A 25,287-nucleotide genomic window follows, 5' to 3' on the forward strand; every position below is an offset into this window, starting at 1 on the left:
CGTCGCCCTTATGCACCCGATGCGGCCGGATCGCCGCACAAACACCATAGGCACCAGACTTGCGGAAATGGTTTAAATCCAGTGGCATCGCCTCGCTTACCCGGGGAAATTGGCAAGCGCGGTTAGCAAGTTCATAACGAAATCCGGCAAAAGCAAAGGGCAGGAGGAAGACATGCCGACATGGCGCCCGCCGCAGAAAATCCATGTGAAGGTGCTGGGCCTCGCCTGGCAGGGCAGCCGGCTGCTCGCCGCGGAAGTGACGCGGGACGACGGCAGCGTGAAGGGCGTTCGCCCGCCCGGCGGCACCGTCGAATTCGGCGAGACGCGGGAGGAGGCGCTGGCGCGCGAATTCCGCGAGGAGCTCAACTGCGGCATCGCCATCAACGGCCCCTGGGCCGTTTTCGAGAATCTCTTCTGGCACGAGGGTGCGCGCGGCCACGAGTTCATCTTCGCCGCGCCCATCCGCCTGCTCGACGAAAGCCTCTACCGCCGCCCGGAAATCACGCTGGTCGAGCACGACCGCTCGGTCTGGACGGCGCGATGGTTCATACCGGATGCCTTGCCGAACGGCTGGGAGCTCTACCCGACCGGCCTCGCCGCCCATATCAGGGCGCGATAGAAGCTTATTCGTCGCGCGGCTTGCCGGGCTTTTCCATCCATTTGATGATCAGCATGGCCGGCAGGATCCAGAGCAGGCCGGTCACCGTGAAATAGATGAGGTGGGTCCACCACGGCGATTCCCCCAGTGTCGCGACGGCGACGGTGGTCGCGATCAGCGCATAGACGAGAACGAGGATGATGATCAGCACGGTGCCGATCAGTTTGCGCAGGCGAGGGGGCATTGGCGGTCTTTCAATTCATAAGCGGCAAGGGCGCGACGGCATGCCGCAAAGGTTCGGGCCTTGTTTTGCACGGCCCGGTCGGGCAAATCAACGCCAAGACAAGGAGCAGTTATGATGACCGCCACCACCGCGACCGCATACCGCAGTGACTACGACATGGACAGGACCGATCGCAACCGCCGCCAGGTGCGCCGGTGGCTGGGCTTCGTGCTGTTCACGCTGTTCGTGCTGGTGCTCGTCGGCGGCGCGACGCGGCTCACCGAATCCGGGCTTTCCATCACCGAATGGAAGCCGATCCACGGCGTCATCCCGCCGATCACCGCAGCCGAATGGCAGGAGGAATTCGACCTCTACAAGCGCATTCCGCAATATGAGCAGATCAACAAGGGCATGACCGTCGACGAGTTCAAGACGATCTTCTGGTGGGAATGGGCGCATCGGCTGATCGCGCGCTCCATCGGCTTCGTCTTCGCCGTGCCGCTCGCCTTCTTCTGGCTGACCGGCCGCATCGAGAAGAAACTGCGCTGGCCGCTCGTCGGCCTTCTGGCGCTCGGCGGTTTCCAGGGCTTCATCGGCTGGTGGATGGTCTCCTCAGGCCTCGCCGACCGCGTCTCCGTCAGCCAGTACCGGCTCGCCACCCACCTCACCATCGCCTGTCTGATCTTCGCCTGGACCACATGGCTGATGCGCGCGCTCTCGCCGCACAGCGACGATCCGGCCCCGACAGCGACCTCGCAGCGCATGGCCGGCATCATCGCCTGCATGGCGATCTTCCAGATCTATCTCGGCGCGCTCGTCGCCGGCCTCGACGCCGGCCTTTCCTACAACACCTGGCCGCTGATGGACGGCGCCGTCGTGCCCGGCGGCCTCTTCCTCCAGCAGCCCTGGTGGATCAACCTCTTCGAAAATCCGAAGACCGTGCAGTTCGTCCACCGCATCGGCGCCTACGTGCTCTTCGCGCTCGTCTTCATCCACATGCTCTCGTCGCTCCGCGCCTCCCCCCAAACCACCCACGCCCGCCGCGCCCTCGTCCTCTTCGCCCTCATCTGTCTCCAGGCAACGATCGGCATCCTGACGCTGGTCTGGCAGGTGCCGCTCGGCTGGGCGCTGGCGCATCAGGGCGGCGCGCTGATCGTGCTGGGGTTCGCGGTCGCGCACTGGCGCGGGTTTGTCGGGGAGTATGAGCGGTAGGAAAGGCCAGCCCCTCATCCCGCTGCCGCGACCTTCTCCCCGCAAGCGGGGAGAAGGGGCATGCCGCTCGGCCTTCCTGCAAAATCGCACGTTAAAGATTCAGGAAAACATCGCCGCGCATCCCTTCGCCCCGCTTGCGGGGAGAAGGTGCCGGCAGGCGGATAAGGGGTGATCAGCCCCGCAGCATCAGATCCATGTTCTGCACCGCAGCCCCCGAGGCGCCCTTGCCGAGATTGTCGAGCAGGGCGACGAGGTTGACGTGGGGGGCGCCGGCGGTGCCGAAGACGTAGAGCTTCATGCGGTCGGTATCGGCGAGTTCCACGGCGTTGACGCGGGGGAGCGCGGCGCTTTCCTTGAGGTCGACAACCTCGACGATGTCCTGGCCGGTATAGTGGGCGGCGAGGGCCTCATGGATGGAGCCGAGCGAGGCGTGATCGTTGAGGTCCGCGAGATAGAGCGGCACCTGGACGATCATGCCCTGCGCGAATTTTCCGACCGACGGCGAGAAGAGGGGTGCGCGCGACAGCATGCCGTGCACCTGCATCTCCGGCACATGCTTGTGCTTCAGCGGCAGGCCATAGAGGAAGTGGGGCGACGAGATGTGCTCGGGATGTGCGGCATCTTCCATCTGCGCGATCATCTGCTTGCCGCCGCCGGTATAGCCGGAAACCGCATTGACGGTAACCGGATAGTCCTCGGGTAGGATGCCGGCGAGGCGCAGCGGGCGGATAAGGCCGATGGCGCCCGTCGGGTAGCAGCCGGGATTGGCGACGTAGCGGGCGTCTGCGATCTTCTTCGGCTGCGCACGGTCCATCTCGGCGAAGCCGTAGGCCCAGTCGGGGTGCACGCGGTGCGCGGTCGAAGTGTCGATGATGCGCACGGAATTGTTGCCGGCGACCATGGCCACGGCTTCTTTCGCCGCATCGTCCGGCAGGCAGAGGATGGCGACGTCGGCATCGTTCAGCATGTCTTCGCGCAGCTTCGCATTGCGCCGCTCGGCTTCCGGAATCGACAGAAGCTCGACATCGCTGCGGCCGGCCATGCGCGTGCGGATCTGCAGGCCCGTCGTGCCGTGTTCGCCATCGATGAAGATCTTCGGTTTCATCTGGAATCCCATCCTGTCAATGCATGCGCCGCGGACCGCCCGCGAGGGTCGGCCCGATATAGCGGCTTGTTTTGTCGCATTCAATGCCGACGGTTCAGCGTCGTTCCGCCAGCTGCGCGGCATGCAGCCCCAGCATGTACATGGCGATGGTCGAGCCCGCGATGGCGGTAATGTCGGCATGGTCATAGGCCGGCGAAACCTCGACGACATCCGAGCCGACGACATTCAGCGCGCCGAGCTTGCGCAGCACCGACAGGATTTTCGCGCTCGACGGGCCGCCGGAGACCGGCGTGCCGGTGCCGGGCGCATAGGCCGGGTCGAGGCAGTCGATGTCGAAGGTAAGGTAGGTCGCGCGGTCGGCGACGTGGTGGACGATCGTATCGGCGAGTTCGCCGGCCGTCATCTCCTCCACTTCGTAGCCGTAAAGGATGCGGATGCCGCAATCCTCGGGCGCATGGGTGCGGATGCCGATCTGGATCGACGTCTCCGCATCGATCAGCCCTTCGCGCACGGCGGTGCCGACGAAGGAGCCATGGTCGATGCGGCCCTTTTCGTCCGCCCAGGTATCCTGGTGCGCATCGAACTGGACGAGCGACAGCGGGCCATATTTTTCGGCATGCGCGCGCAGGATCGGCAGCGTGATGAAATGATCGCCGCCGAGCGTCAGCATATAGGCGCCGGATTTTAGGATCTTCTTCGCCTCGCGCTCGATCGTCCCCGGCGTCTTCTGGTGGTTGCCGTAGTCGAGCAGGCAATCACCATAGTCGATGACGGCCATGTCCTCGAAGAGGTCGCGCTCGAAGGGATATTGCGGATCGTTGTCCATGATCGCCGAAGCGCGGCGGATCGCCTGCGGCCCGAAGCGCGTGCCGGGGCGGTTGGAGGTCGCGGCATCGAAGGGAATGCCCCAGACGACCGCGTCGACATCCTTCAGCACCTTCGAATAGCGCCGGCGCATGAAGGAGAGGATGCCGGCATGGGTCGGGTCCGAGGCAGCGCTCTTCAGCGATTTTGCCGTGATGGCGTGGTCGATCGTCTTGTTGGCCATGAAATTCCCTCCGAAATCTGGCCGGACGTTCGCCAATCGCGGGCTTTAAGGCAAGAGGGATTCTACGCGCCGAAAACGAAAAAGGCCGGGGCGAACCCCGGCCTTTCCTGAACCCAAAATCGTCCGAGCGATTAACGCTTGGAGAACTGGAACGAACGGCGGGCCTTGGCCTTGCCGTACTTCTTGCGTTCGACGACGCGCGAATCGCGGGTCAGGAAGCCGCCCTTCTTCAGAACCGCGCGCAGGCCCGGTTCGAAGTAGGTCAGTGCCTTGGAGACGCCGTGACGAACGGCACCGGCCTGGCCGGACAGACCGCCGCCAGCGACGGTGGCAACGATGTCGAACTGGCCGTCACGGGCAGCCGCGATGATCGGCTGCTGCAGGATCATCTGCAGAACCGGACGGGCGAAGTAGGTCTCGAAAGACTTGCCGTTGACGGTGATCTTGCCGGAGCCCGGCTTGACCCATACGCGGGCGACAGCGTTCTTGCGCTTGCCGGTGGCGTAGGAGCGGCCCTGGGCGTCAACCTTCTTGACGTGAACCGGGGCGGAGGCAGCGGGAGCTGCGGCAGCGACGCCGAGGTCCTTGAGCGAGGAGAGGTCGGCCATGATCAGGCGCTCCTTGTGTTCTTGCTGTTCAGCTTGGCGACGTCGAGGGTGACGGGCTGCTGGGCTTCATGCGGATGGTTGGAGCCGGCATAGACGCGCAGGTTCTTCATCTGGCGACGGCCGAGCGGACCGCGCGGAACCATGCGTTCGACAGCCTTCTCGAGAACGCGCTCCGGGAAGCGGCCTTCGATGATCTGGCGAGCCGTACGCTCCTTGATGCCACCCGGATAACCGGTGTGCCAGTAATACGTCTTGTCGGAATACTTCTTGCCGGTGAAGACGACCTTCTCGGCGTTGATAACGATGATGTTGTCACCGTCGTCGACGTGGGGGGTGAAGGTTGCCTTATGCTTGCCGCGCAGGCGGTTTGCAATCAGGGTAGCGAGGCGACCGACAACGAGGCCTTCGGCGTCGATGAGGATCCACTTCTTCTCTACCTCGGCGGGCTTCTGTACGAAGGTTCCCATGGGAGTAGCTCTTTCTTTAGGGGTCCCGAAACCTTGCGGCTTTGGGCGCTTTTTGTTGCTTGGTTTGGCCCCTTGCGGACGCCAAAAATCGAAAGCGGCCCCAAAGGACCGCGATCTGGGCGGCTTATAAGCGAGTGCTGCTTGGGCGTCAAGAGACGCGATCCGAGCGGCGTCAAAGATAGTATAGCAAAAACAATGGCTTGCTTATACGGTATTTTGATACCACAAATTATCGTGGCGGAATCGAGTAGGTCGCGGTGGCATGCGCCACCAGATCCTCGGCATCCTCGTCGAAAATCGACGCTTCGACGATCGCGAGCCGCTTGCCGAGCTTCAGGATCCGGCAAGTGCAGGAGAGGGGGCCGGGCGCCGGCTTGCGCAGGAAATTGATGTTGAGATTGGTGGTGACGGCGAGCGCCACCGGCCCGATATGCGCCAGCACCGCGCACCAGGCGCCAACATCGGCAAGCGCAAAGAGCGTGGGGCCGGAGATCGTGCCGCCGGGGCGCAGGTGTCGTTCATTGGGCATGAGGCGCATGACGATTCCGCCGGGATGCACCTCCATCACCTCGAAAACCTTGCCGTCCGTATGAAGCTGCGGAAAATCGGCTTCGAGGAAGCGGTTCAGCGCTTCCGGGTCCATGATCGGCGTCAGTTTCATCGGCACGTCTCCTGTCGCCTGCGTTTACAGACCGATTTGCCGGCCGCGGCAAGCCCCCTCAAAGTCTATGGCGCAACGCTTGAAACTGTCTGCCGCGAGGCGTAGGACCGCAAAATCGAACAGCGAAGGAGGCCGGTCATGGCGGATGTGGTGTCGTTCAGGAAAGAGGAGCCGGCCAATCCGGTAAAGGTCGAGCGCTTCGAGCCCATCCTCCGGATCACGCTGAACAATCCGCCGGCCAACGCGCTCTCCATTACCGTCATGGAAGCGCTCAGTGCGGCGCTCGATGCCGCTGCCGCCGACGAGGCGATCCGCATCGTCATTCTCGCCTCGACCGGAAAAGTCTTTTCGGCCGGCCACGATCTCAAGGAAATGACGGCGCGCCGCAGCGATCCGGACGGCGGCCGCGCCTTCTTCGAAAAGACCATGCGCATGGCCGCCGATCTCATGCTGAAGATCGCCGCGCTGCCGCAGCCCGTGGTGGCCGAGATCGACGGCCTCGCGACGGCCGCCGGCTGCCAGCTCGTCGCAAGCTGCGACCTCGCCATCTGCACCGACACCTCCACCTTCTGCACGCCCGGCGTCAATATCGGCCTGTTCTGCTCGACGCCCATGGTCGCCGTCACCCGCGCCGCGCATCCCAAGCAAGCGATGGAAATGCTGCTGACCGGCGAAACGATCGACGCCTCGACCGCCAAGGATTTCGGCCTCGTCAACCGCATCGTGCCCCAGCAATACCTCCGCCAGGTCGTCGACAAATACGCCGCCGTCATCGCCTCCAAGTCGCCCCAGGCGCTCCGCATCGGCAAAGCCGCCATGCGCGCCCAGGCCGGCCTGCCGCTGTCGGATGCCTATTACGTGGCCGTGGCGACGATGGTCGACAACATGTTCGCGGACGACGCGAAAGAGGGAATCGGCGCCTTTCTCGACAAACGCATGCCGGAGTGGGGAAAGCGCTGAGGCTTTCCGCTGGATGTGCATCGGAAAGCGTAGTATGCTGACCGGATGATCAAGTCCATTGCGGACACGGCGACAAGGCAGTTCATCGAGGCTCGAAAGTCCCGATTTTCCGGGCTCGACGCCGCAAGGGCGATGGCACGCCTGAACGTTCTGAACACGGCGCGAAGTCTCGATGACATTTCACCACTGAAATCGATCGGGCTTCACAAGCTGAGCGGTGACCGCAAGGGCCAATGGGCCATGACGATCAACGGACCGTGGCGCCTCTGTTTCCGCTTCGAGAACGGAGACGCCTACGATGTCGAGATCGTTGACTATCATTGATTGGAGAAAGCCAATGTTCGAGGTCCATCCCGGTTCGATCCTGAAGGAGGAACTGGAAGCGCGCCAAATGAGCGGCAATGCGCTTGCGCTTGCGCTGCGGATCAATTCCGGGCGGGTGTCGGAGATACTGAACGGAAAACGAGGCGTTTCCGCCGATACAGCACTGCGCCTGGGGCGTTATTTCGGAAACGATCCACAGTTCTGGCTCGGCTTGCAGGCCGCTTACGATCTTGCGGTCGCACAGCGTACGGGTGGCGAAAAGATCCTGCGAGAGGTCCTGCCGGCGCAGACGGCGGCGTGACGCTCAAGCCAGCTTCAGCACCAGCACCCCACCGGCAATCACCGCGCCGGCGATGTAGCGCCAGATGCTGGCTTTCTCCTTGAGGATGAAGACGGAGATGAGGAGGGCGAAGAGGATGGCGGTTTCGCGTAGGGCTGCGACGGTCGCGACGGGGGCTTTTGTCATGGCCCAGAGGGCGAGGCCGTAGGAGGCGATGGAGCCGCCGCCGCCGAGGAGGCCGCGGATCCAGTTGCGGCGCACGTGGTTCCAGACGGGGGTGGCGCCGCGCTGCGAGACGGCCCAGCCGAACAGCAGGACCGGCGGCAGCAGCGACATCCAGAGCGTATAGGAGATGGCATTGCCCGAGGCGCGTGCACCGGCGGCATCCACGAAGGTGTAGCTCGCGATGACGACGGCGTTTGCCAGCGCGAAGACGATGGCGCGCCGGCTGCCGTGGCGCGATTCGAAGGCGAGCGTCAGCACGCCGGCGGAGATGACCAGCACGCCGGCCATGGCCGTGGGCGTCAGGTGCTCGCCGAGCACGAGGCCGCTGGTGGTGGCGACGAGAAGGGGGGCGGCGCCGCGCATCAGCGGATAGACGAGGCCGATGTCGCCCGCCCGGTAGGCCGCCGCGACGAGCTGGAAATAGGCGAATTGCAGGACGGCCGAGGTCAAAATGAACGGCCAGGCCTCGGGATGGGGAAGCGGCACCAGCCACAGGCAGGCAAGCCCGACCATGCCGCCGCCGAGCGAGACCATGGCGGCATCGAGCGACTTGTCCGTGCCGGATTTGACCAGCGCATTCCAGACCGCATGCAGAGCCGCGCCGAACAGCACGAGAAAAAGGACGTCTAGCGGCAATCTGGAACCTCGGGGGGCGGGCAGGCAGATGGGGAGTTGGCCCCTTCATCTGCGCAAAGCCGGCGATTTGCAATCGGCATTTTCAGCGATTTCGACCAGTGGGAACGGTGAAACCCCGAAATGTGATCCGGATTGGCACAATTCGAAGGCTTTTGCGGGCACCCGGCCGGTCGTCTTCTTTAAGGTTCTGCGCTAATATCTGTAATTGGAAGACGTGTGAGAGACGGTCGCCAACGCCGGAGGAGGCAGCGATGAACCACGATCACTATGCCGACAGCTATATCCGCCATATCCTCAAATCCGTGCACACCATCGCCGTGCTGGGCGCCTCGCCGAACGACGGGCGGCCGAGCCATGGGGTGATGGGTTTCCTGCTCGGCAAGGGCTATCGCGTCTTTCCGGTGAACCCCGGCCATGCCGGCAAAACCATCCTCGGCCAGACCGTCTACGCCCATCTCGCCGATATCCCCGAGCCGATCGACATGGTCGATGTTTTTCGCGCGGCCAGCCAGTTCGGGGCGGTGGTCGACGAGGTGCTGGCGCTCAGCCCGCTGCCCGCGGTCATCTGGGGCCAGTTCACCGTGCGCGACGATGCGGCGGCGGCGCGTGCCGAAGCCGCCGGCATCCAGGTCGTCATGGATCGCTGCCCGGTAACGGAATATCCGGTGCTGATGCTCAAGGCATCCTGACGGTTGTCAATAATATTGACTTCACGCAGCGTTACCCCAATTCTCCCCGGAGAAGACGGGATAACGCTATGAACCATGATTCCTATCCGGACTATTACATCGCCGACATCCTGCGCTCGACAAAGCTGATCGCGCTCGTCGGCGCCTCGCCGAACCCGGAGCGGCCGAGCCATCGGGTGATGGCTTTCCTGCTGCGCAAGGGCTATCGCGTCATCCCGGTCAATCCCGGCCAGGCCGGCAAGGAAATCCTCGGCCAGCCCGTCGTCGCCCGCCTTGCCGACATCGTCGAGCCGATCGACATGATCGACGTTTTTCGCGCGGCCGATGCGCTGCCGTCGGTCGTCGAGGAAGCGCTGGCGCTCTCTCCTCTGCCGAAGGTCATCTGGGGTCAGCTTTCCGTGCGGCACGACGAGGCGGCCGCAACGGCGGAAGCTTCGGGCATCAAGGTGGTGATGGATCGCTGCCCGGCGATCGAATATCCGCGCCTAGTCGCCTGAATTTTGCGCGCGCGACGCGTATTGTCGCGCCAGAAAACTTCCTTTGACCGGCCCCTATCCCTCTGAAATAGTGCGCCCGACTTCAGCCAGGGAGGCCATTTCATGACGAAGAACAAGCCCGGATTTTCCACGCTCGCCATCCATGCCGGCGCCCAGCCGGACCCGACGACGGGTGCCCGCGCGACGCCGATCTACCAGACCACCAGCTTCGTCTTCAACGATACGGACCACGCCGCCTCGCTCTTCGGCCTGCAGGCTTTCGGCAATATCTACACCCGCATCATGAACCCGACGCAGGCCGTGCTCGAAGAGCGCGTGGCAGCGCTCGAAGGCGGCACGGCGGCGCTCGCTGTCGCCTCGGGCCACGCGGCACAGCTCCTCGTCTTCCACACGATCATGCGTCCAGGCGACAATTTCATCTCGGCCCGCCAGCTCTATGGCGGCTCGGTCAACCAGTTCGGCAATGCCTTCAAGAGCTTTGACTGGCATGTGCGCTGGGCCGATACGAGCGATCTTTCCTCCTTCGAAAGCCAGATCGACGACAAGACCAAGGCGATCTTCATCGAGAGCCTGGCGAACCCGGGCGGCACCTTCGTCGACATCGCCGGCATCGCCGAAGTGGCACACCGCCACGGCCTGCCGCTCATCGTCGACAACACCATGGCGACGCCCTATCTCGTGCGCCCGCTGGAACACGGCGCCGATATCGTCGTGCATTCGCTGACCAAGTTCATGGGCGGCCACGGCAATTCCATGGGCGGCGTCATCGTCGATGGCGGCACCTTCGACTGGACGGCCTCGGGCAAATATCCGGCCCTTTCTGAGCCGCGCCCGGAATATGCCGGCATGGTGCTGCACGCGACCTTCGGCAATTTCGCCTTCGCTATCGCCTGCCGCGTGCTGGGCCTGCGTGACTTCGGCCCCGCCATCTCGCCGTTCAATGCCTTCCAGATCCTGACCGGCATCGAGACCCTGCCGCTGCGCATGCAGCGCCATTGCGACAATGCGCTCGCCGTCGCCAAATGGCTGAAGGGTCACGACAAAATCTCCTGGGTCACCTATGCCGGTCTGGACGACGACCCGAACCACGGCGTGCAGCAGCGCTATTCGCCGAAGGGCGCGGGCGCCGTCTTCACCTTCGGCCTGAAGGGCGGCTACGAGTCCGGAAAGCGCTTCGTCGAGGGCCTCGAAATGCTTTCGCACCTCGCCAATATCGGCGACACGCGTTCGCTTGTCATCCACCCGTCCTCCACGACGCACCGCCAGCTCTCGGAAGAGCAGCAGGTCGCGGCCGGCGCCGGGCCGGATGTCGTTCGCCTGTCGATCGGCATCGAGGACGTCGCCGACATCATCGCGGATATCGAACAGGCGCTGGCCAAGGCCTGATACCTTCCGGGCGGTCTTTCAGGCCGCCCGCATCCTTCCCAAGGAGCAAGCATGAGCAAAGCGCAACCCTTCGACATTTCCGGCATCGTGCCGGAAGAGGGCCGGCCGGCCGCGGACCGGCTGATTTCCGGCGATCCGGTCTTCACGAGCTGGAACATCGAGGAGGCCGAGGGCGGCATCTATTCCGGCATCTGGCAATCGACGCCGGGAAAATGGCGCATCCAATATGACGAGTGGGAATATTTCCACATCCTCGAAGGCCGTTCGATCGTCACCTCCGACGACGGCGAGACCTTTCACCTCAAGGCCGGCGACCGGCTGATCCTCAGGCCCGGCTTCAAGGGAAGCTGGGAAGTCGTTGAAACGACTCGCAAGGACTACGTCATCCGACTCTAATCGTCGGATTTCTGCTTGGCCGCCCGGAAGGCCTTTGCAAAGTCGGGCGTCGAGATAAGCCCGAGCAGGCTGCGCATCTCGGCCGAACGCTCGGCGCCGAACACGGCGTCGAAGCGCCCCTGCGCGTTATGCCAGAGCGCCAACGCCTCTTCCTGCTTTTGCGCACCCAGCGGCGTCAGCCGCGCGCGCTTCACGCGCCCGTCGCGCTCGTCGGGGATGAGTTCGACCAGCCCGTCGCGCGTCAGCGGCTTCAGCGTGTGGCCGAGGGCCGAAAGGTCCATCACCAGCCCCTCCGCAAGCGGTTTCAGGGGCGTGCCGTCCTTGCCGGCTAGCGCGATCTGCGACATCAGCGAAAACTGCGTGCCCTTCAGCCCGCTCGGTTCGATCAGGTCGTCATAGAGCTGGCCGAGCTGCCGCGCGGCACGGCGGATCGCGCTGTTCGTGCAGTGCTGCCAGACGCCGTCGGTTTCGCTCATCTCTCACCTCGCTACTCTCTCGATAAAAATCGCGCGGGCCTATTGCAAGCCCGGATAGTGCTCCCAATATAGTGGCATATACCACTAAATTCAAACCGGAGACCTGACATGACCCGCACAACGAACCTTGGAACCGCCCTCGTGACCGGCGCATCGGCCGGTATCGGCGCCACCTATGCCGACCGTCTCGCCCGCCGCGGCTACGACCTCGTGCTCGTCGCCCGTGATGAAGCGCGGCTTGCGGCGCTCGCCGAAAAGCTGAAGGCGGACCATGGCGTTGCCGTCGACGTGCTGCGCGCCGATCTTTCGGCCTCTGCGGATGTCCGCACCGTCGAACGCCGCATCCGCGACGACGCGGCGATCACGCTCCTCGTCAACAATGCCGGCATCGGCCCGAAGGGCGCGCTTCTCGCCGACGATATCGACTATCTCGACACGATGATCGCGCTGAACGTGACCGCCGCCAACCGCCTGGCCGTGGCCGCAGCACAGGCCTTCGTCGCGCGCAAGAAGGGCACGATCGTCAACATCGCCTCCGCCGTCGCCATCATCCCGGAACTGTTCAACGGCACCTATAGCGGCACCAAGTCCTTCGTGCTCGCCTTCACCCAGTCGCTCGCCCGCGAGCTGGACGGCACCGGCGTGCGCCTCCAGGCCGTGCTGCCGGGCCTGACGCGGACGGAAATCTTCGACCGGGCCGGCGGCTCCGTCGAGACGCTCGACCAGAGCCGCGTCATGGATGTCGCCGATCTCGTCGATGCGGCGCTCGCCGGCCTCGACCAGGGCGAACTCGTCACCATCCCCTCGCTGCCGGAAAAGGCGGACTGGGACAAGCACGAAGCCACGCGCCAGGCGCTCGGCCCGAACATCTCGCACAACAAGCCGGCCACGCGCTACGCGGCCGCCTAGGACCGATCGGCACTCAGCCCATGCCGGCCTGCAAATGGCGATTTTCCGCGCTTCCGGTGCTCACGTACCGAAAGTACGCTGCGCTCCGGATCACGGAAATTCACCATTTTCGGCACGGCCTGAACTGAATGTCGATCGGTCCTGAGCCTCACCAGGTCAGGTCCAGCGCCTCCAGCCCGTGGAAATGGTAGACATCCTTGACCACGGGCTTTTGGGCGATCTTCAGCCCCGGCAGGCGCTGGAACAGGATCGGCAGGGCGATATTAAGCTCCAGCCTCGCCAGCGGCGCGCCGATGCAGAAATGGATGCCGGCGCCGAAGGAGAGATTCGCGCCCTCGTTGCGATCCGGCCTGAAGGCGAGTGGATCGGAAAACTTCTTCGGGTCGAGATTGGCGGCGGCGAGGATCATCGCCACCTTGTCGCCGCGGCGGAACTGGATGCCGTCGAGCTCGACATCCTCCAGCGCGAAACGATCGAAAATATGCACCGGCGCGGAAATGCGCAGGCATTCCTCAACGGTGCGCTCCGTCGCCGTCTCGTCCGCGAAGATCACGGACGGGTCGGCGCCGTTTTCGAGGATGCTGCGCACGGCATTGCCGATCTGGTGCACCGTCGCCTCGTGTCCCGCATTGAGCAGCACGATGGTCGTCGAAATCAGCTCGTCTTCGGTAAGCAGCTGGCCGCGATGCTCCGTGTGCACCATGTGCGAGAGCAGGTCGTCGCGCGGTTCCGCCCGGCGCTGGGCGATAACGCCGCGCACATAGTCGGCGAATTCCTTCGCCGCCCTGTCGGCCGCGATCTCGTCGTCCTGCGTGCGGCCGAACATGTACATGCGCACGTAGGCATGCGACCATTTCAGGAGTTGTGGCCCCATCTCGTCCGGAATGCCGATCATGCGGGCGATCATCGTCACCGGCAGGATATCGGCGAAGGCCGCCAGCAGCTCGACCTTGCCGTCCTTCTCGAAACGATCGATCGCCTGGTGGCAAAGCGCGGCGATCTCCGGCGTCAGCCGCTCGATCGTGCGCGAGACGAAGGCGCGGTTGACGAGCGTGCGCAGCCGCGTGTGCTCCGGCGGCTCCAGCTCCAAAAGCGACCACGCCTCCGCCGCATCGAAATGCTGCACATGATCCTGCGGCTCCGGCAGTCCCAGCTCCTCCCGCGTCGCCACATGCAGGATCTGCCGCCCGAAACGGCGGTCGCGTAGCAGGCCGTTCACATGGTCATAGCCGGTGAAATACCAGCGTTTTCGCTCTTCCCAGTAGAAGGTGGGACAGTGCGCATGCAGCGCGGCATAGACCGGATTCGGATCACGATAGAAAGCGGGATCGCGCGCGTCGAGCGAGACGCGACGGCTGGCGGGATCGATGGAGAGAAAGGGGAAGGGGAGCGTTGTCATGGGGGATCGGTAGCGCATTCCGGTGCCGCGGAAAACTGGAATTTGATTTTCGGGCGGCAGTGGACTAAGTTTACTAAACTAAGTCTATTGGAGGTGACGATGCGCGTCGTGAACATTCATGAAGCCAAGACCCATCTTTCGCGCCTCGTCGAACAGGCCGCGGAAGGCGAATCCTTCGTTATTGCCAAGGCGGGGAAACCGATGGTGCGGGTGGTGCCATTGGAGGAACCCATCGAGAAGACCGCTCCGAGCCGCTTCGGATTCCTTCGGGGACAGCTGAAGGCCCCGGACGATTTCGACACGATGGGTCAGGAAGAGATCGAGAAGATGTTTCAGGGCGATAAATGAAGCTGCTGATCGACACCCATCTTTTGATCTGGGCCGCCGAAGGGCCTGAGCGCCTGAGCGCGGAGGCCGTCACGATGATGGCCGATCAGGACAATGTCCTGGTCTTCAGCGTCGCGAGCCTTTGGGAAGTCGCGATCAAGCAGACTTTGAACCGGCCCGATTTCTCCGTGGATGCGTCTCTTTTCCGGCACGCCCTTGTCCAAAGCGGCTACGAGGAATTGACGATCAATGCCGCCCACGCGATCGCGGTGGCAGGCCTTCCGAGCATTCACAACGATCCATTCGATCGCATGCTGGTCGCCCAGGCGCGAACCGAAGGTCTGCTGCTGCTCACCGCCGACCGGCGTCTGGCATCCTATCCCGGCCCGATCCGTCTCGTCTGACCCTACTGTCCCACGGCAACCCCCTCGCGCCGCGGGTCGGCCGCGCCCTTCAGGCCGTCGGCGGTGAGTTCGATGGCGTGGAGGCCGGAGTTCATGTCGCCGATCTTGACCTCGTAGCCGAGGGCTTTCAGCGGTTCGGCGAGTTTTTCGGCATCGGTGCCGGCTTCGAGGTCGTAGGGGCCGAAGCGGTTGATGGCGTGCGGCATGGCGACGATGGCGCCGACATCCATGCCCCAGTCGATATAGGCGACGAGCGCCTGCGCGACATAGCCGATGATCTGGCTGCCGCCGGGCGAGCCGATGGCGAGCAGCGGCTTGCCGTCCTTCATGACGATGGTCGGCGACATGGAGGAGCGGGGGCGTTTGCCGGGCTCGACGCGGTTGGCGACGGGCATGCCCTCGTCATGCGTCTTGAAGGAGAAGTCGGTCAGTTCGTTGTTGAGCAGGAAGCCGTTGGTCATCAGGCGGGAGCCGAAACCGTTTTCGATGGTCGTGGTCATCGAGACGACATTGCCATCCTTGTCGACGATGACGAAATGGCTGGTGGAGGGCAGTTCGATCGCGGCATCGCGGCCGAAGTTGAAGGCGTGGTCCCATTCCGGCTTGCCGGATGTAACTGCATCCTCGCCCAGCGCCTTGTCGCCGTCAAGCAGCTTGGCCCGTTCGCCGAGATAGGTTTTTTCGAGAAGCCCTTTGATCGGCGAAGGCACGAAATCGGTGTCGGCAAGAAAGCGTTCGCGGTCGGCAAAGGCGAGACGCTGGGCGTCGCCGATCAGCCGCCAGCTTTCCGGATTGTCCTTGCCGAGCGCCTTAAGGTCGAAATTCTCCAGCAGGCCGAGCATCTGGCCGATGGCGACCGCGCCGGAAGAGGGTGGCCCCATGCCGCAGATGTCGAGCGCGCGGTAGGAGACGCAGACGGGCCGCCGCTCCTTGACCTGGTAGTTGGCAAGGTCTGCAAGCGCCAGCACGCCGGCATTCTTGCCGGACATGCGCACCGTATCGACGATCGCCTCGGCTATGGCGCCCGTATAGAAAGCGGGCGCCCCGCCAGCCGCGATGGCGGAGAGCGTTTCGGCATAGGCCGGGTTTTTCAGGATCGTGCCGGCCTTCAGCGGCGCGCCGTCGGCACCGAAAAAGTAGGACGTCGTCGATTCGAAGGTCTTCAGCTTGTCGCCTTCCGCGGCAATCAGGCTGGCGAGGCGCGGCGAGACGGCAAAACCGTCGCGGGCGATCTTTTCGGCCGGGGCGAAGAGGTCCTTCCAGGGCGTGCGGCCCCAGCGGTTGTGCGCCTCCTGCATCAGCATGACGGTGCCGGGCGTACCGACGGAGCGGCCGCCGACGACGGCATCGAAGAATTTGAGGGGCTGGCCCGTCTCATCCAGGAAGAGTTTTGGCGTCGCCTCCATCGGCGCGGTCTCGCGGCCGTCGAGCGTGGTGATGCGCTTCGTGCCGGCATCGTAATAGACGAGGAAGGCGCCGCCGCCGAGGCCGGAGGATTGCGGCTCGACGAGGCCGAGCACCGTCTGGACGGCGATCATGGCGTCGATGGCGCTGCCGCCGGCGGCAAGGACCTTTTCGCCGGCCTCGGCCGCGAGCGGATGCGCGGCGGCCACCATATGCGCCTTCGCGGTCACGACCTTGGCTGCGGAAAAGCCGGTCGCGCGCTCCGGCGAGACCGTATCGGAGGCCTGCTGGGCGAATGCGCCGGTGGTGGTTGCGAGAAGGAGCCCGAGGGCTGCGATAGATCGTGTCGTCATGACTGTCTCCATCCGTCGGAATGCGGGCGCGGGGCGCCGGGAAATGCGGGCAGGGTGACCGGCCGGATTCATCCTTCCTTCACCCTGTCGGCGCTGCATCTGTGGAAATCGCTTTCCCGCGTCGCGCCAGTTAACCCCATTCTGGCATAGAGCGCCGCAAAACGCGCGTCCGTCTTGAAGTCAGATACCCTGACACTCTATGTAGGGAAGAAGAAACTTGCTGATTCCCAACGTTTGCGAAGGGTTTCAGGGCCACACCGATGAAGGATTGATATGAGAAATCCCGTAGATACCGCCATGGCTCTGGTGCCGATGGTCGTCGAGCAGACCAACCGCGGCGAGCGTTCCTACGACATCTATTCGCGTCTCCTCAAGGAGCGTATCATCTTCCTGACGGGTCCCGTCGAAGATCACATCGCCACGCTCGTCTGCGCGCAGCTCCTCTTCCTCGAGGCCGAAAACCCGAAGAAGGAGATCGCGCTCTACATCAATTCGCCGGGCGGCGTCGTCACGTCCGGCATGGCGATCTACGATACGATGCAGTTCATTCGCCCGGCCGTGTCGACGCTCTGCATCGGCCAGGCCGCGTCCATGGGCTCGCTGCTCCTGGCCGCCGGCCACAAGGACATGCGCTTCGCCACGCCGAACGCCCGCATCATGGTTCACCAGCCGTCCGGCGGCTTCTCCGGCCAGGCGTCCGACATCGAGCGCCATGCAAAAGACATCATCAAGATGAAGCGTCGGCTCAATGAGATTTACGTCAAGCACTGCGGCCGCACCTATGAGGAAGTGGAACGGACGCTCGACCGCGACCATTTCATGACGGCCGACGAGGCGAAGGACTGGGGTGTGGTCGACCGCGTCATCACCAGCCGCGAGGCAATCGAGGGCGTGGACGCGTCGTAACATCGGGGTCGGGGACTGCGCGACCCATGACGCTCGACGAATACAACGCCTTTTGCGCTTCGCTCCCGGCCACGACCCATGTCGTGCAATGGGGCGGGGCGCATGTCTGGAAGGTCGGTGGCAAGGTTTTCGCCATCGCCGGATGGAGCGAGGCGGAACTGCCGGGGGTCACGTTCAAGGTGTCGGAGCTTGCCTTCGATATCCTGCGCGAGCAGCCCGGATGCCGGCCCGCGCCGTATCTCGCCTCACGGGGCATGAAGTGGATACAGCGGCAAACGGGCGAATCAGTGGACGACGCGGCCTTGTGTGACTATCTAAGGGAAAGTCACGGTTTGGTTGCGGCCAAGTTGACGCGCAAGGCGCGCGCAGATCTTGGCTTAATGCGCGGATGAACGCAATCGTGCGATTTGTAATGATCGCGGGGCTTTATCCGCGCAGCAAAGCCGGTAATATTGGCCGTTAATGCTATGTTGATTTGTGACAGCTTAGCATTCGGTGTTTAAACGGGGAATGCGTTGCGACCGGTTGGCGGGCTTGCGCCCGGCCCGGTCAGTGCCCCTGGAGCCTTTGGAGGACGCGAAAGCGCTTCCGGCAAGGCGGTGTGAGTGGTCCGGCCATCTTCCGGGAGATGAACGGCGTGCTGGAAGGAAAGTGATATGAGCAAGGTCAGCGGCAGCAACGGCGGCGACTCCAAGAATACCCTGTATTGCTCTTTCTGCGGAAAGAGCCAGCACGAAGTCCGCAAGCTGATTGCCGGACCGACCGTCTTCATCTGCGATGAATGCGTCGAATTGTGCATGGACATCATCCGCGAAGAGAACAAGACCTCGATGGTCAAGTCCCGTGACGGCGTTCCGACGCCCCAGGACATCATCAAGGTCCTCGACGAATATGTCATCGGCCAGCAGCAGGCCAAACGCATCCTGTCGGTGGCGGTGCACAACCACTACAAGCGCCTGGCGCATGCCGCCAAGGGCTCGGACGTGGAACTGGCGAAGTCGAACATCATGCTGGTCGGCCCGACGGGCTGCGGCAAGACCTATCTCGCCCAGACGCTCGCCCGCATCATCGACGTGCCCTTCACCATGGCCGACGCCACGACGCTGACCGAAGCCGGTTACGTCGGCGAGGACGTGGAAAACATCATCCTGAAGCTTCTTCAGGCGGCCGACTACAATGTCGAGCGTGCGCAGCGCGGCATCGTTTATATCGACGAAGTCGACAAGATTTCGCGCAAGTCCGACAACCCGTCCATCACCCGTGACGTTTCGGGCGAGGGCGTGCAGCAGGCGCTTCTGAAGATCATGGAAGGCACGGTCGCTTCGGTACCCCCGCAGGGCGGCCGCAAGCATCCGCAGCAGGAATTCCTGCAGGTCGACACGACGAACATCCTGTTCATCTGCGGCGGCGCCTTTGCCGGCCTCGACAAGATCATCTCCGCTCGCGGCGAGAAGACCTCGATCGGCTTCGGCGCGACGGTGCGCTCGCCGGAAGATCGCCGCGTCGGCGAGGTTCTGCGCGAACTGGAGCCGGAAGACCTGGTGAAGTTCGGCCTCATCCCGGAATTCATCGGCCGTCTGCCCGTCCTGGCGACGCTGGAAGACCTCGACGAGGATGCGCTGATCCAGATCCTGTCCGAGCCGAAGAACGCGCTGATCAAGCAGTACCAGCGCCTGTTCGAGATGGAAGACGTCGAACTGACCTTCCACGAGGACGCGCTGCGCGAGATCGCCAAGAAGGCGATCGTGCGCAAGACCGGTGCCCGCGGCCTGCGCTCGATCATGGAGAAGATCCTGCTCGACACGATGTTCGAACTGCCGACGCTGGAAGGCGTGCGCGAGGTCGTCATCTCCGACGAGGTGGTCAAGGGTTCGGCCCGCCCGCTCTACATCTACTCGGAGCGCTCCGACGAGAAGGCCAACGTCTCGGCCTGATCGACGCAAATCACTGAGAGGAAAGACCCGCCACGGCGGGTCTTTTCGTTTCCGGGTCAACTCGTGACATTTCGTGACTGGTCGCTAGGCCCCGGACGGGGCATGATGTAGTGCCTGCCGGCCTTATAAGACGTTGCGAAACGTCGCGGGCCAAGCGAATATGAAAGACTTTGATTCTGTATCTCGCGTATGCTCCGGCGCATTGCCGGGGGAAGGCCGCAAGTTCCGCGACAGCGCGGAAGACTACACTTCCTTCCGTTGGTTCGTCTGGCCTGGTGCGGGGTGGGGCACTCCGTAGCCGGGCTTGAAAAAGCGTTAACCGAACGCCACTTGTGGATGGAAAAGAACGCCGGCCCGGCGCCCCCAAGCGCCGATTGGACTGGTTCCCGGAAACGGGACGTTTGAAAGGAAATGACATGACGAAAAAGACGTCTGCGCCGCACGAATCGACGGCCTTCCCGGTCCTGCCCCTGCGCGACATCGTGGTGTTCCCGCACATGATCGTTCCGTTGTTCGTCGGCCGCGAGAAGTCGATCCGCGCGCTCGAAGAGGTGATGGGCACCGACAAGCAGATCATGCTTGCCACCCAGATCAACGCCTCTGATGACGATCCGGAAGTCGACGCTATTTACCGCATCGGCACCGTCGCCAACGTGCTCCAGCTGCTGAAACTGCCCGACGGCACCGTCAAGGTGCTGGTCGAAGGCCGTGCGCGCGCTGAGATCGACGGCTACACCGAACGCGACGAATTCTACGAGGCGATGGCCCATGTGCTGGTCGAGCCCGACGAGGACCCGGTGGAGATCGAAGCGCTGTCGCGCTCGGTCGTCTCCGAGTTCGAGAACTACGTGAAGCTCAACAAGAAGATTTCGCCCGAAGTCGTTGGTGCCGCGAGCCAGATCGAGGACTACTCGAAGCTCGCCGATACCGTCGCCTCGCACCTCTCCATCAAGATCGTCGAAAAGCAGGAAATGCTGGAGACGACGAGCGTCAAGCTGCGGCTTGAAAAGGCGCTCGGCTTCATGGAAGGCGAGATCTCGGTTCTCCAGGTCGAAAAGCGCATCCGCTCGCGTGTCAAGCGCCAGATGGAGAAGACCCAGCGCGAGTACTACCTGAACGAACAGATGAAGGCGATCCAGAAGGAACTCGGCGACGGCGAGGACGGCCGCGACGAGATGGCCGAACTGGAAGAAAAGATCGCCAAGGCCAAGCTCTCCAAGGAGGCCCGCGAAAAGGCGGATGCCGAGATGAAGAAGCTGCGCCAGATGAGCCCGATGTCGGCGGAAGCCACCGTCGTGCGCAACTATCTCGACTGGCTGACCGGCATTCCGTGGAACAAGCGGTCGAAGGTCAAGACCGACCTCAACGCTGCGGAAAAGGTCCTCGAAGAGGATCATTTCGGCCTCGACAAGGTCAAGGAACGCATCGTCGAATATCTCGCCGTGCAGGCCCGCTCGACCAAGATCAAAGGCCCGATCCTGTGCCTCGTCGGCCCTCCGGGCGTCGGCAAGACTTCGCTTGCGAAATCGATCGCCAAGGCGACCGGCCGCGAATATGTCCGCATGGCGCTTGGCGGCGTGCGTGACGAGGCCGAGATCCGCGGCCACCGCCGCACCTATATCGGCTCGATGCCCGGCAAGGTCATCCAGTCGATGAAGAAGGCGAAGAAGTCCAACCCGCTCTTCCTGCTCGACGAAATCGACAAGATGGGCATGGATTTCCGTGGCGATCCGTCGTCGGCTCTGCTTGAGGTGCTCGATCCGGAACAGAATTCGACCTTCATGGACCACTACCTGGAAGTCGAATACGACCTGTCCAACGTCATGTTCGTGACGACGGCGAACACGCTGAACATTCCAGCACCCCTGATGGACCGCATGGAAGTGATCCGCATCGCCGGCTACACGGAAGAGGAAAAGCTGGAAATCGCCAAGCGGCACCTGCTGCCCAAGGCGATCCGCGACCACGCGCTGCAGCCGAAGGAATTCTCGGTCACCGACGGCGCGTTGATGGCGGTCGTCCAGCAGTACACCCGCGAGGCGGGCGTGCGTAACCTGGAACGCGAACTGATGAAGCTCGGCCGCAAGGCGGTCACCGAGATCATCAAGGGCAAGTCGGCGAAGGTCGAGGTCACGGCGGAGAACATCCACGACTTCCTCGGCGTTCCGCGCTTCCGCCACGGCGAAGCCGAGGGCGAGGACCAGGTCGGCGTCGTCACGGGTCTTGCCTGGACGGAAGTCGGCGGCGAGCTGCTCACCATCGAAGGCGTCAGCCTTCCCGGTGGCAAGGGCCGCATGACGGTGACCGGCAACCTGAAGGACGTGATGAAGGAATCGATCTCGGCAGCGGCGTCCTACGTCCGCTCGCGCGCCGTCGATTTCGGCATCGAGCCGCCGCGCTTCGACAAGACCGACATCCATGTGCACGTGCCGGAAGGTGCGACGCCGAAGGACGGTCCGTCGGCCGGCATCGCCATGGCGACCGCCATCGTTTCCATCATGACCGGCATCCCGGTCTCGAAGGATATCGCGATGACGGGCGAAGTGACGCTGCGCGGCAGGGTGCTGCCGATCGGAGGCCTGAAGGAAAAGCTGCTCGCAGCGCTTCGCGGCGGCATCAAGAAGGTGCTGATCCCGGAAGAGAACGCCAAGGACCTGGCCGACATTCCGGACAACGTGAAGAACAACATGGAGATCGTTCCGGTCTCCCGCATGGGCGAGGTGATCAAGCATGCGCTCATTCGCCGGCCCGAGCCGATCGAGTGGGACGGGACCGTCGAGGATACCAAGGTTCCGGCTGTCGAATCGACTGAAGACGGCCTTGGCGCCATCGCGCACTGAGCCTTAACGCCGGGTGAAGCATCCGGTATTTTGGCGCGAAACTGGAAAGACCGGCCCTCGGGCCGGTCTTTTTCGTTGAAAAGCGTGTGTAAACCCCGGATTCTCAGGGGATTGCGACGAAATTTTCTTGCGAGGCGAGGGGCGATGCGTATTCTGCCCCCGACTTGTATGAGTCGTTTCAAACCGTAAGAAAGGGGTGGAAACATGAACAAGAATGAACTCGTATCCGCAGTGGCTGAGAAGTCGGGCCTGTCCAAGACGGACGCAGCATCTGCTGTCGACGCCGTTTTCGAGACGATCCAGGGCGAACTCAAGAACGGCGGCGACGTTCGTCTGGTCGGTTTCGGCAATTTCTCCGTATCGCGTCGTGAAGCTTCGAAGGGCCGCAACCTTTCGACTGGCGCCGAGATCGAGATCCCGGCACGCAACGTGCCGAAGTTCTCGGCCGGCAAGGGGCTGAAGGACGCCGTTAACGGCTGATCCGATGCCGCTGCATGATCCTCGCATCCGTACAGGTGCGGGCAGACATGATGCGGCATCCAGAGTTCTGCTGCGCCCGGGGCGCGCCCTTGGGGGCGCTTGGCGCTGCAGGGCAGAGAGCGGTTATCCACTCCGCCGCCAATCCTGAGTTTCAGGGTCGGGGCCCGGTTCTTCCGGGCCCCTTTTTATTTCCGGGTGGAGGTGTGCGGCCGTCGTTGAATTGTCATCGGCCTGTAACACGAAAGCCTCAGAACCGCCGGGTTCCTTTTGACCGGATCCCGGAGGATTTCATGAAAACCCGTTCGATCACTGCTGCGCTCGCAGCCGTCCTCGCCGCATCGGTAGCTTCTGCCGCCAGCGCCGAGCCTGTATTCAATCGCATTGCATCCTTTGCCGTTGCCGACAACCTGCCAGAAGGCAAGGACAAGGCGACGCCGACCTCTTCGGAAATCATTACAGCGTCCGAAGACGGCAACACGCTCGTCTATTCCGACAGCCCGAACAAGGCGATCGGCTTCATCGACATCACCGACGCCAAGGCCCCGAAGGCCGGCGGTTCGCTGGCCTTCGAAGGCGAGCCGACCTCGGTCACCATCGCGGCCGGCAAGGCGCTCGTCGCCATCAACACGCGCGAAAGCTTCGTCAAGCCGTCGGGCATCCTCGCCCAGGTCGATCTCGCCTCGAAGGCCATCGACACGACCTGCGACCTCGGCGGCCAGCCGGACTCGATCGCACTCAACAAGGACAAGACGCTCGCCGCGATCGCCATCGAGAACGAGCGCGACGAAGAGGTCAATGACGGCGACATCCCGCAGATGCCGGCCGGCGATCTCGTCATCCTGTCGCTGAAGGACGGCGTCGTCGATTGCGGTTCGATCAAGCACGTCACGCTGACCGGCCTTGCCGACGTCGCCGGTGACGATCCGGAGCCGGAATTCGTCGCCTTCAACAGCCTGGATGAGATTGCCCTCACGCTCCAGGAAAACAACTACATCGCCATCATCGACGGCAAGACCGGCACCGTGAAGACCCACTTCTCCGCCGGCACCGTCAACCTGGAAGGCATCGACACCAAGAAGGACGGCGCCCTCAAGTTCACCGGCGAGATGAAGGATGTCGCCCGCGAGCCCGACGCCGTGAAGTGGCTGGACGACAACCGTTTCGTCGTTGCCAATGAAGGCGACTGGAAGGGTGGCGCACGCGGCTTCACCATCTTCGACAAGACCGGCAAGGTCCTCTACGAGAACGGCGCGGGCCTCGAGCGCGAGATTGCCAAGATCGGCCACTATCCGGACGCGCGCAACAAGAAGGGCATCGAGCCGGAAGGCATGGAAGCCGCCAAGTTCGGCGACGACAACCTGTTCTTCGTGCTGGCCGAGCGCGCCTCGATCGTCGGCGTCTACAAGGACACCGGTGCCGAGCCCGAGCTTCTCCAGCTCCTGCCGTCGGGCATCGGTCCGGAAGGCGCCGTCGCCATTCCGAGCCGCAACCTCTTCGTGACCGCCAACGAGACCGACCTCGTCGAGGACGGCCTTGCCCGCTCGCACGTCATGATCTTCGAGCGTGCGGAAGGCGAAGCGGCCTATCCGCAGATCGTCTCTACCGAAAAGGATGGCGAACTGATCGGCTTCGGCGCTCTCTCGGGTCTCGCTCCGGTCAAGGACCAGGCTGGCCATCTCTACGCCGTCAACGACTCGGTCTACGCCTCGCAGCCGACGATCTTCACGATCGACGCCACCGCGAAGCCGGCCAAGATCACCGACGCGCTGCGCATCACGCGCGCCGGCGCTGCCGCCCAGAAGCTCGACATCGAAGGCCTGGTGCCGGATGGTGAAGGTGGCTTCTGGCTCGCTTCCGAAGGCGACGCCGACAAGCTCTACAGCCACGCCATCATCCATGTGAACGAGAAGGGCGCCATCGAGAAGGAAATCGCCATCCCCGCCGAGCTGCGCGCCGGCGAGAAGCGTTTCGGCTTCGAAGGCATCACCAGCGTCGGCGAAGGCGACGACCTGACGCTCTGGATGGCCGTGCAGCGCGAATGGGGCGATGACGAGAAGGGCTTTGTGAAGCTCGTCTCCTACAAGCCCTCGTCGAAGGAATGGGGCGCCGTGCGCTACCCGCTCGAAACGACGGAAGCCGGCTGGGTCGGTCTTTCCGAAATCACGGCGAACGGCGACTACGCTTACATCATCGAGCGTGACAACCAGATCGGCCAGGCTGCCAAGCTGAAGAAGCTCTACCGCGTGGCGCTTGCCGACCTGAAGCCGGGCAAGATCGGCGGCGAACTGCCGGTCGTCAAGAAGGAAGAGGTTCGTGACCTCATCCCCGACCTGAAGGGTGCCACCAACGGCTACGTCGTCGACAAGGTCGAAGGTTTCACCATCGACGCCGCCGGCAACGGCTATGTCGTGACCGACAATGACGGCGTCGACGACTCTTCCGGCGAGACGCTGTTCTTCGGCATCGGCCCGATGAACGCCATGTAAGTAACGGTTTTCCGGTGCCTCCTCGTGCGGGGGAGGCACCGGACCCTGCCTGTG

The 25,287-nt window shown here is 63.3% G+C and carries 28 protein-coding genes; 18 read left to right on the forward strand and 10 right to left on the reverse strand.

The genetic code is table 11. The features are described from left to right. Positions 1-172 precede the first annotated feature (172 nt). Positions 173-619 (forward strand): NUDIX hydrolase, encoded by a 447-nt coding sequence (locus AC1RWL_RS18900; protein ID WP_493096358.1) that lies wholly within the window; start codon positions 173-175, stop codon positions 617-619. A gap of 4 nt (positions 620-623) precedes the next feature. On the opposite strand, the gene AC1RWL_RS18905 is transcribed toward AC1RWL_RS18900, so the two are convergent. After that, complete coding sequence (locus AC1RWL_RS18905; protein WP_256118925.1) at positions 624-842, reverse strand: DUF2842 domain-containing protein; 219 nt, start codon at positions 840-842, stop codon at positions 624-626. A 111-nt stretch (positions 843-953) separates the two neighbouring features. On the opposite strand from AC1RWL_RS18905, the gene AC1RWL_RS18910 reads away from it, so the two are divergent. After that, the gene (locus AC1RWL_RS18910) at positions 954-2,033 is read left to right on the forward strand and encodes a COX15/CtaA family protein (RefSeq protein WP_493096357.1); all 1,080 of its coding nucleotides are present in this window, start codon (positions 954-956) and stop codon (positions 2,031-2,033) included. Positions 2,034-2,205: 172 nt separating this feature from the next. Here the strand turns inward: AC1RWL_RS18910 and argC are convergent, their stop codons facing one another. The 5 genes from argC to AC1RWL_RS18935 form a co-directional block, all read right to left on the reverse strand. Continuing rightward, positions 2,206-3,138, reverse strand: coding sequence for an N-acetyl-gamma-glutamyl-phosphate reductase (argC, locus tag AC1RWL_RS18915; protein WP_493096356.1), 933 nt, complete (start codon positions 3,136-3,138; stop codon positions 2,206-2,208). A gap of 94 nt (positions 3,139-3,232) precedes the next feature. Further along, a complete protein-coding gene (speB, locus tag AC1RWL_RS18920) occupies positions 3,233-4,186 on the reverse strand; it encodes an agmatinase (protein WP_493158441.1) in 954 nt (317 codons plus the stop codon). A gap of 131 nt (positions 4,187-4,317) precedes the next feature. Continuing rightward, a complete protein-coding gene (gene rpsI, locus AC1RWL_RS18925) occupies positions 4,318-4,794 on the reverse strand; it encodes a 30S ribosomal protein S9 (RefSeq protein ID WP_256118929.1) in 477 nt (158 codons plus the stop codon). Between the two features lie 2 nt (positions 4,795-4,796). Then, on the reverse strand, positions 4,797-5,261 hold the full coding sequence (rplM, locus tag AC1RWL_RS18930) for a 50S ribosomal protein L13 (RefSeq protein ID WP_256118930.1): 465 nt from the start codon (positions 5,259-5,261) through the stop codon (positions 4,797-4,799). A gap of 229 nt (positions 5,262-5,490) precedes the next feature. After that, positions 5,491-5,922: a PaaI family thioesterase gene (locus tag AC1RWL_RS18935; protein ID WP_493096354.1), complete on the reverse strand. Its 432-nt coding sequence runs from the start codon at positions 5,920-5,922 to the stop codon at positions 5,491-5,493. Positions 5,923-6,060: 138 nt separating this feature from the next. On the opposite strand from AC1RWL_RS18935, the gene AC1RWL_RS18940 reads away from it, so the two are divergent. Genes AC1RWL_RS18940 through AC1RWL_RS18950 form a run of 3 tightly spaced genes read left to right on the forward strand, consistent with a single transcriptional unit; the run spans position 6,061 to position 7,507 of the window. Then, positions 6,061-6,882, forward strand: a complete 822-nt coding sequence (locus AC1RWL_RS18940) for an enoyl-CoA hydratase (RefSeq protein WP_493096353.1) — start codon at positions 6,061-6,063, stop codon at positions 6,880-6,882. Positions 6,883-6,927: 45 nt separating this feature from the next. Beyond that, a complete protein-coding gene (locus AC1RWL_RS18945; protein ID WP_493096352.1) occupies positions 6,928-7,206 on the forward strand; it encodes a type II toxin-antitoxin system RelE/ParE family toxin in 279 nt (92 codons plus the stop codon). Next, entirely contained in the window at positions 7,181-7,507 is a 327-nt protein-coding gene (locus AC1RWL_RS18950) for a HigA family addiction module antitoxin (protein WP_493096351.1), read from the forward strand. The genes AC1RWL_RS18945 and AC1RWL_RS18950 overlap by 26 nt, the downstream gene beginning before the upstream one ends. Before the next feature lie 3 nt (positions 7,508-7,510). Here the strand turns inward: AC1RWL_RS18950 and AC1RWL_RS18955 are convergent, their stop codons facing one another. Continuing rightward, complete coding sequence (locus tag AC1RWL_RS18955) at positions 7,511-8,347, reverse strand: EamA family transporter (protein WP_493096350.1); 837 nt, start codon at positions 8,345-8,347, stop codon at positions 7,511-7,513. A 251-nt stretch (positions 8,348-8,598) separates the two neighbouring features. Here AC1RWL_RS18955 and AC1RWL_RS18960 point away from each other — a divergent pair, with 251 nt between their 5' ends. The 4 genes from AC1RWL_RS18960 (at position 8,599) to AC1RWL_RS18975 (ending at position 11,315) form a co-directional block, all read left to right on the forward strand. After that, positions 8,599-9,036 carry a CoA-binding protein gene (locus tag AC1RWL_RS18960; RefSeq protein ID WP_493096349.1) on the forward strand — a complete coding sequence of 146 codons (438 nt, stop codon included), beginning with the start codon at positions 8,599-8,601 and terminating at the stop codon, positions 9,034-9,036. A 68-nt stretch (positions 9,037-9,104) separates the two neighbouring features. Further along, positions 9,105-9,533: a CoA-binding protein gene (locus AC1RWL_RS18965; protein ID WP_256118935.1), complete on the forward strand. Its 429-nt coding sequence runs from the start codon at positions 9,105-9,107 to the stop codon at positions 9,531-9,533. Positions 9,534-9,635: 102 nt separating this feature from the next. Next, positions 9,636-10,919, forward strand: coding sequence for an O-acetylhomoserine aminocarboxypropyltransferase (locus AC1RWL_RS18970; protein WP_493096348.1), 1,284 nt, complete (start codon positions 9,636-9,638; stop codon positions 10,917-10,919). A gap of 51 nt (positions 10,920-10,970) precedes the next feature. Next, on the forward strand, positions 10,971-11,315 hold the full coding sequence (locus AC1RWL_RS18975; RefSeq protein WP_319311714.1) for a cupin domain-containing protein: 345 nt from the start codon (positions 10,971-10,973) through the stop codon (positions 11,313-11,315). Here the strand turns inward: AC1RWL_RS18975 and AC1RWL_RS18980 are convergent. Further along, a complete protein-coding gene (locus AC1RWL_RS18980; RefSeq protein WP_493096347.1) occupies positions 11,312-11,791 on the reverse strand; it encodes a MarR family winged helix-turn-helix transcriptional regulator in 480 nt (159 codons plus the stop codon). The two genes, AC1RWL_RS18975 and AC1RWL_RS18980, sit on opposite strands and share 4 nt — an antisense overlap. Before the next feature lie 108 nt (positions 11,792-11,899). On the opposite strand from AC1RWL_RS18980, the gene AC1RWL_RS18985 reads away from it, so the two are divergent. Then, complete coding sequence (locus tag AC1RWL_RS18985; RefSeq protein WP_493096346.1) at positions 11,900-12,700, forward strand: SDR family NAD(P)-dependent oxidoreductase; 801 nt, start codon at positions 11,900-11,902, stop codon at positions 12,698-12,700. Between the two features lie 148 nt (positions 12,701-12,848). Here AC1RWL_RS18985 and AC1RWL_RS18990 read toward each other — a convergent pair whose 3' ends face one another. Beyond that, positions 12,849-14,099, reverse strand: a complete 1,251-nt coding sequence (locus AC1RWL_RS18990) for a cytochrome P450 (RefSeq protein ID WP_493096345.1) — start codon at positions 14,097-14,099, stop codon at positions 12,849-12,851. Between the two features lie 99 nt (positions 14,100-14,198). Between AC1RWL_RS18990 and AC1RWL_RS18995 the strand changes: the two genes are divergently transcribed. Together AC1RWL_RS18995 and AC1RWL_RS19000 are read left to right on the forward strand one after the other, a co-directional pair. Then, positions 14,199-14,447 carry a type II toxin-antitoxin system Phd/YefM family antitoxin gene (locus AC1RWL_RS18995; protein WP_493096344.1) on the forward strand — a complete coding sequence of 83 codons (249 nt, stop codon included), beginning with the start codon at positions 14,199-14,201 and terminating at the stop codon, positions 14,445-14,447. Continuing rightward, positions 14,444-14,830, forward strand: a complete 387-nt coding sequence (locus tag AC1RWL_RS19000) for a type II toxin-antitoxin system VapC family toxin (protein WP_493096343.1) — start codon at positions 14,444-14,446, stop codon at positions 14,828-14,830. The genes AC1RWL_RS18995 and AC1RWL_RS19000 overlap by 4 nt, the downstream gene beginning before the upstream one ends. A 2-nt stretch (positions 14,831-14,832) precedes the next feature. Here AC1RWL_RS19000 and ggt read toward each other — a convergent pair whose 3' ends face one another. Continuing rightward, positions 14,833-16,587: a gamma-glutamyltransferase gene (ggt, locus tag AC1RWL_RS19005; RefSeq protein ID WP_493096342.1), complete on the reverse strand. Its 1,755-nt coding sequence runs from the start codon at positions 16,585-16,587 to the stop codon at positions 14,833-14,835. 273 nt (positions 16,588-16,860) lie between these two features. Here ggt and AC1RWL_RS19010 point away from each other — a divergent pair, with 273 nt between their 5' ends. The 6 genes from AC1RWL_RS19010 to AC1RWL_RS19035 all read left to right on the forward strand — a co-directional run bounded on the left by AC1RWL_RS19010 (position 16,861) and on the right by AC1RWL_RS19035 (position 25,233). Next, a complete protein-coding gene (locus tag AC1RWL_RS19010) occupies positions 16,861-17,493 on the forward strand; it encodes an ATP-dependent Clp protease proteolytic subunit (protein WP_256118944.1) in 633 nt (210 codons plus the stop codon). A 26-nt stretch (positions 17,494-17,519) separates the two neighbouring features. Continuing rightward, positions 17,520-17,885 (forward strand): MmcQ/YjbR family DNA-binding protein, encoded by a 366-nt coding sequence (locus AC1RWL_RS19015; protein ID WP_256118945.1) that lies wholly within the window; start codon positions 17,520-17,522, stop codon positions 17,883-17,885. Positions 17,886-18,149: 264 nt separating this feature from the next. After that, complete coding sequence (gene clpX / locus AC1RWL_RS19020) at positions 18,150-19,427, forward strand: ATP-dependent Clp protease ATP-binding subunit ClpX (protein ID WP_256118946.1); 1,278 nt, start codon at positions 18,150-18,152, stop codon at positions 19,425-19,427. A 416-nt stretch (positions 19,428-19,843) separates the two neighbouring features. Then, positions 19,844-22,267 (forward strand): endopeptidase La, encoded by a 2,424-nt coding sequence (gene lon / locus AC1RWL_RS19025; protein ID WP_493096341.1) that lies wholly within the window; start codon positions 19,844-19,846, stop codon positions 22,265-22,267. Between the two features lie 204 nt (positions 22,268-22,471). Continuing rightward, entirely contained in the window at positions 22,472-22,747 is a 276-nt protein-coding gene (gene hupB / locus AC1RWL_RS19030) for a DNA-binding protein HupB (RefSeq protein ID WP_023516583.1), read from the forward strand. 290 nt (positions 22,748-23,037) lie between these two features. Then, complete coding sequence (locus tag AC1RWL_RS19035; protein ID WP_493096340.1) at positions 23,038-25,233, forward strand: esterase-like activity of phytase family protein; 2,196 nt, start codon at positions 23,038-23,040, stop codon at positions 25,231-25,233. Positions 25,234-25,287 lie beyond the last annotated feature (54 nt).

The organism is Shinella sp. GW821-FHT10F02, from assembly GCF_058809275.1.

Excerpts from the sequence above, each read along its gene's own strand:
- AC1RWL_RS18995 (WP_493096344.1), top strand. The coding sequence starts at position 14,199 with ATGCGCGTCGTGAACATTCATGAAGCCAAGACCCATCTTTCGCGCCTC.
- AC1RWL_RS18965 (WP_256118935.1), top strand. The coding sequence starts at position 9,105 with ATGAACCATGATTCCTATCCGGACTATTACATCGCCGACATCCTGCGC.
- argC (WP_493096356.1), bottom strand. The coding sequence starts at position 3,138 with ATGAAACCGAAGATCTTCATCGATGGCGAACACGGCACGACGGGCCTG.
- AC1RWL_RS18910 (WP_493096357.1), top strand. The coding sequence starts at position 954 with ATGATGACCGCCACCACCGCGACCGCATACCGCAGTGACTACGACATG.
- AC1RWL_RS19000 (WP_493096343.1), top strand. The coding sequence starts at position 14,444 with ATGAAGCTGCTGATCGACACCCATCTTTTGATCTGGGCCGCCGAAGGG.
- AC1RWL_RS19035 (WP_493096340.1), top strand. The coding sequence starts at position 23,038 with ATGAAAACCCGTTCGATCACTGCTGCGCTCGCAGCCGTCCTCGCCGCA.
- AC1RWL_RS19015 (WP_256118945.1), top strand. The coding sequence starts at position 17,520 with ATGACGCTCGACGAATACAACGCCTTTTGCGCTTCGCTCCCGGCCACG.
- AC1RWL_RS18990 (WP_493096345.1), bottom strand. The coding sequence starts at position 14,099 with ATGACAACGCTCCCCTTCCCCTTTCTCTCCATCGATCCCGCCAGCCGT.
- AC1RWL_RS18950 (WP_493096351.1), top strand. The coding sequence starts at position 7,181 with ATGTCGAGATCGTTGACTATCATTGATTGGAGAAAGCCAATGTTCGAG.
- lon (WP_493096341.1), top strand. The coding sequence starts at position 19,844 with ATGACGAAAAAGACGTCTGCGCCGCACGAATCGACGGCCTTCCCGGTC.
- AC1RWL_RS18935 (WP_493096354.1), bottom strand. The coding sequence starts at position 5,922 with ATGAAACTGACGCCGATCATGGACCCGGAAGCGCTGAACCGCTTCCTC.
- AC1RWL_RS18985 (WP_493096346.1), top strand. The coding sequence starts at position 11,900 with ATGACCCGCACAACGAACCTTGGAACCGCCCTCGTGACCGGCGCATCG.
- AC1RWL_RS18980 (WP_493096347.1), bottom strand. The coding sequence starts at position 11,791 with ATGAGCGAAACCGACGGCGTCTGGCAGCACTGCACGAACAGCGCGATC.
- AC1RWL_RS18960 (WP_493096349.1), top strand. The coding sequence starts at position 8,599 with ATGAACCACGATCACTATGCCGACAGCTATATCCGCCATATCCTCAAA.
- rplM (WP_256118930.1), bottom strand. The coding sequence starts at position 5,261 with ATGGGAACCTTCGTACAGAAGCCCGCCGAGGTAGAGAAGAAGTGGATC.
- ggt (WP_493096342.1), bottom strand. The coding sequence starts at position 16,587 with ATGACGACACGATCTATCGCAGCCCTCGGGCTCCTTCTCGCAACCACC.
- rpsI (WP_256118929.1), bottom strand. The coding sequence starts at position 4,794 with ATGGCCGACCTCTCCTCGCTCAAGGACCTCGGCGTCGCTGCCGCAGCT.
- AC1RWL_RS18940 (WP_493096353.1), top strand. The coding sequence starts at position 6,061 with ATGGCGGATGTGGTGTCGTTCAGGAAAGAGGAGCCGGCCAATCCGGTA.
- AC1RWL_RS18970 (WP_493096348.1), top strand. The coding sequence starts at position 9,636 with ATGACGAAGAACAAGCCCGGATTTTCCACGCTCGCCATCCATGCCGGC.
- clpX (WP_256118946.1), top strand. The coding sequence starts at position 18,150 with ATGAGCAAGGTCAGCGGCAGCAACGGCGGCGACTCCAAGAATACCCTG.
- AC1RWL_RS18975 (WP_319311714.1), top strand. The coding sequence starts at position 10,971 with ATGAGCAAAGCGCAACCCTTCGACATTTCCGGCATCGTGCCGGAAGAG.
- speB (WP_493158441.1), bottom strand. The coding sequence starts at position 4,186 with ATGGCCAACAAGACGATCGACCACGCCATCACGGCAAAATCGCTGAAG.
- AC1RWL_RS19010 (WP_256118944.1), top strand. The coding sequence starts at position 16,861 with ATGAGAAATCCCGTAGATACCGCCATGGCTCTGGTGCCGATGGTCGTC.
- AC1RWL_RS18945 (WP_493096352.1), top strand. The coding sequence starts at position 6,928 with ATGATCAAGTCCATTGCGGACACGGCGACAAGGCAGTTCATCGAGGCT.
- hupB (WP_023516583.1), top strand. The coding sequence starts at position 22,472 with ATGAACAAGAATGAACTCGTATCCGCAGTGGCTGAGAAGTCGGGCCTG.
- AC1RWL_RS18905 (WP_256118925.1), bottom strand. The coding sequence starts at position 842 with ATGCCCCCTCGCCTGCGCAAACTGATCGGCACCGTGCTGATCATCATC.
- AC1RWL_RS18900 (WP_493096358.1), top strand. The coding sequence starts at position 173 with ATGCCGACATGGCGCCCGCCGCAGAAAATCCATGTGAAGGTGCTGGGC.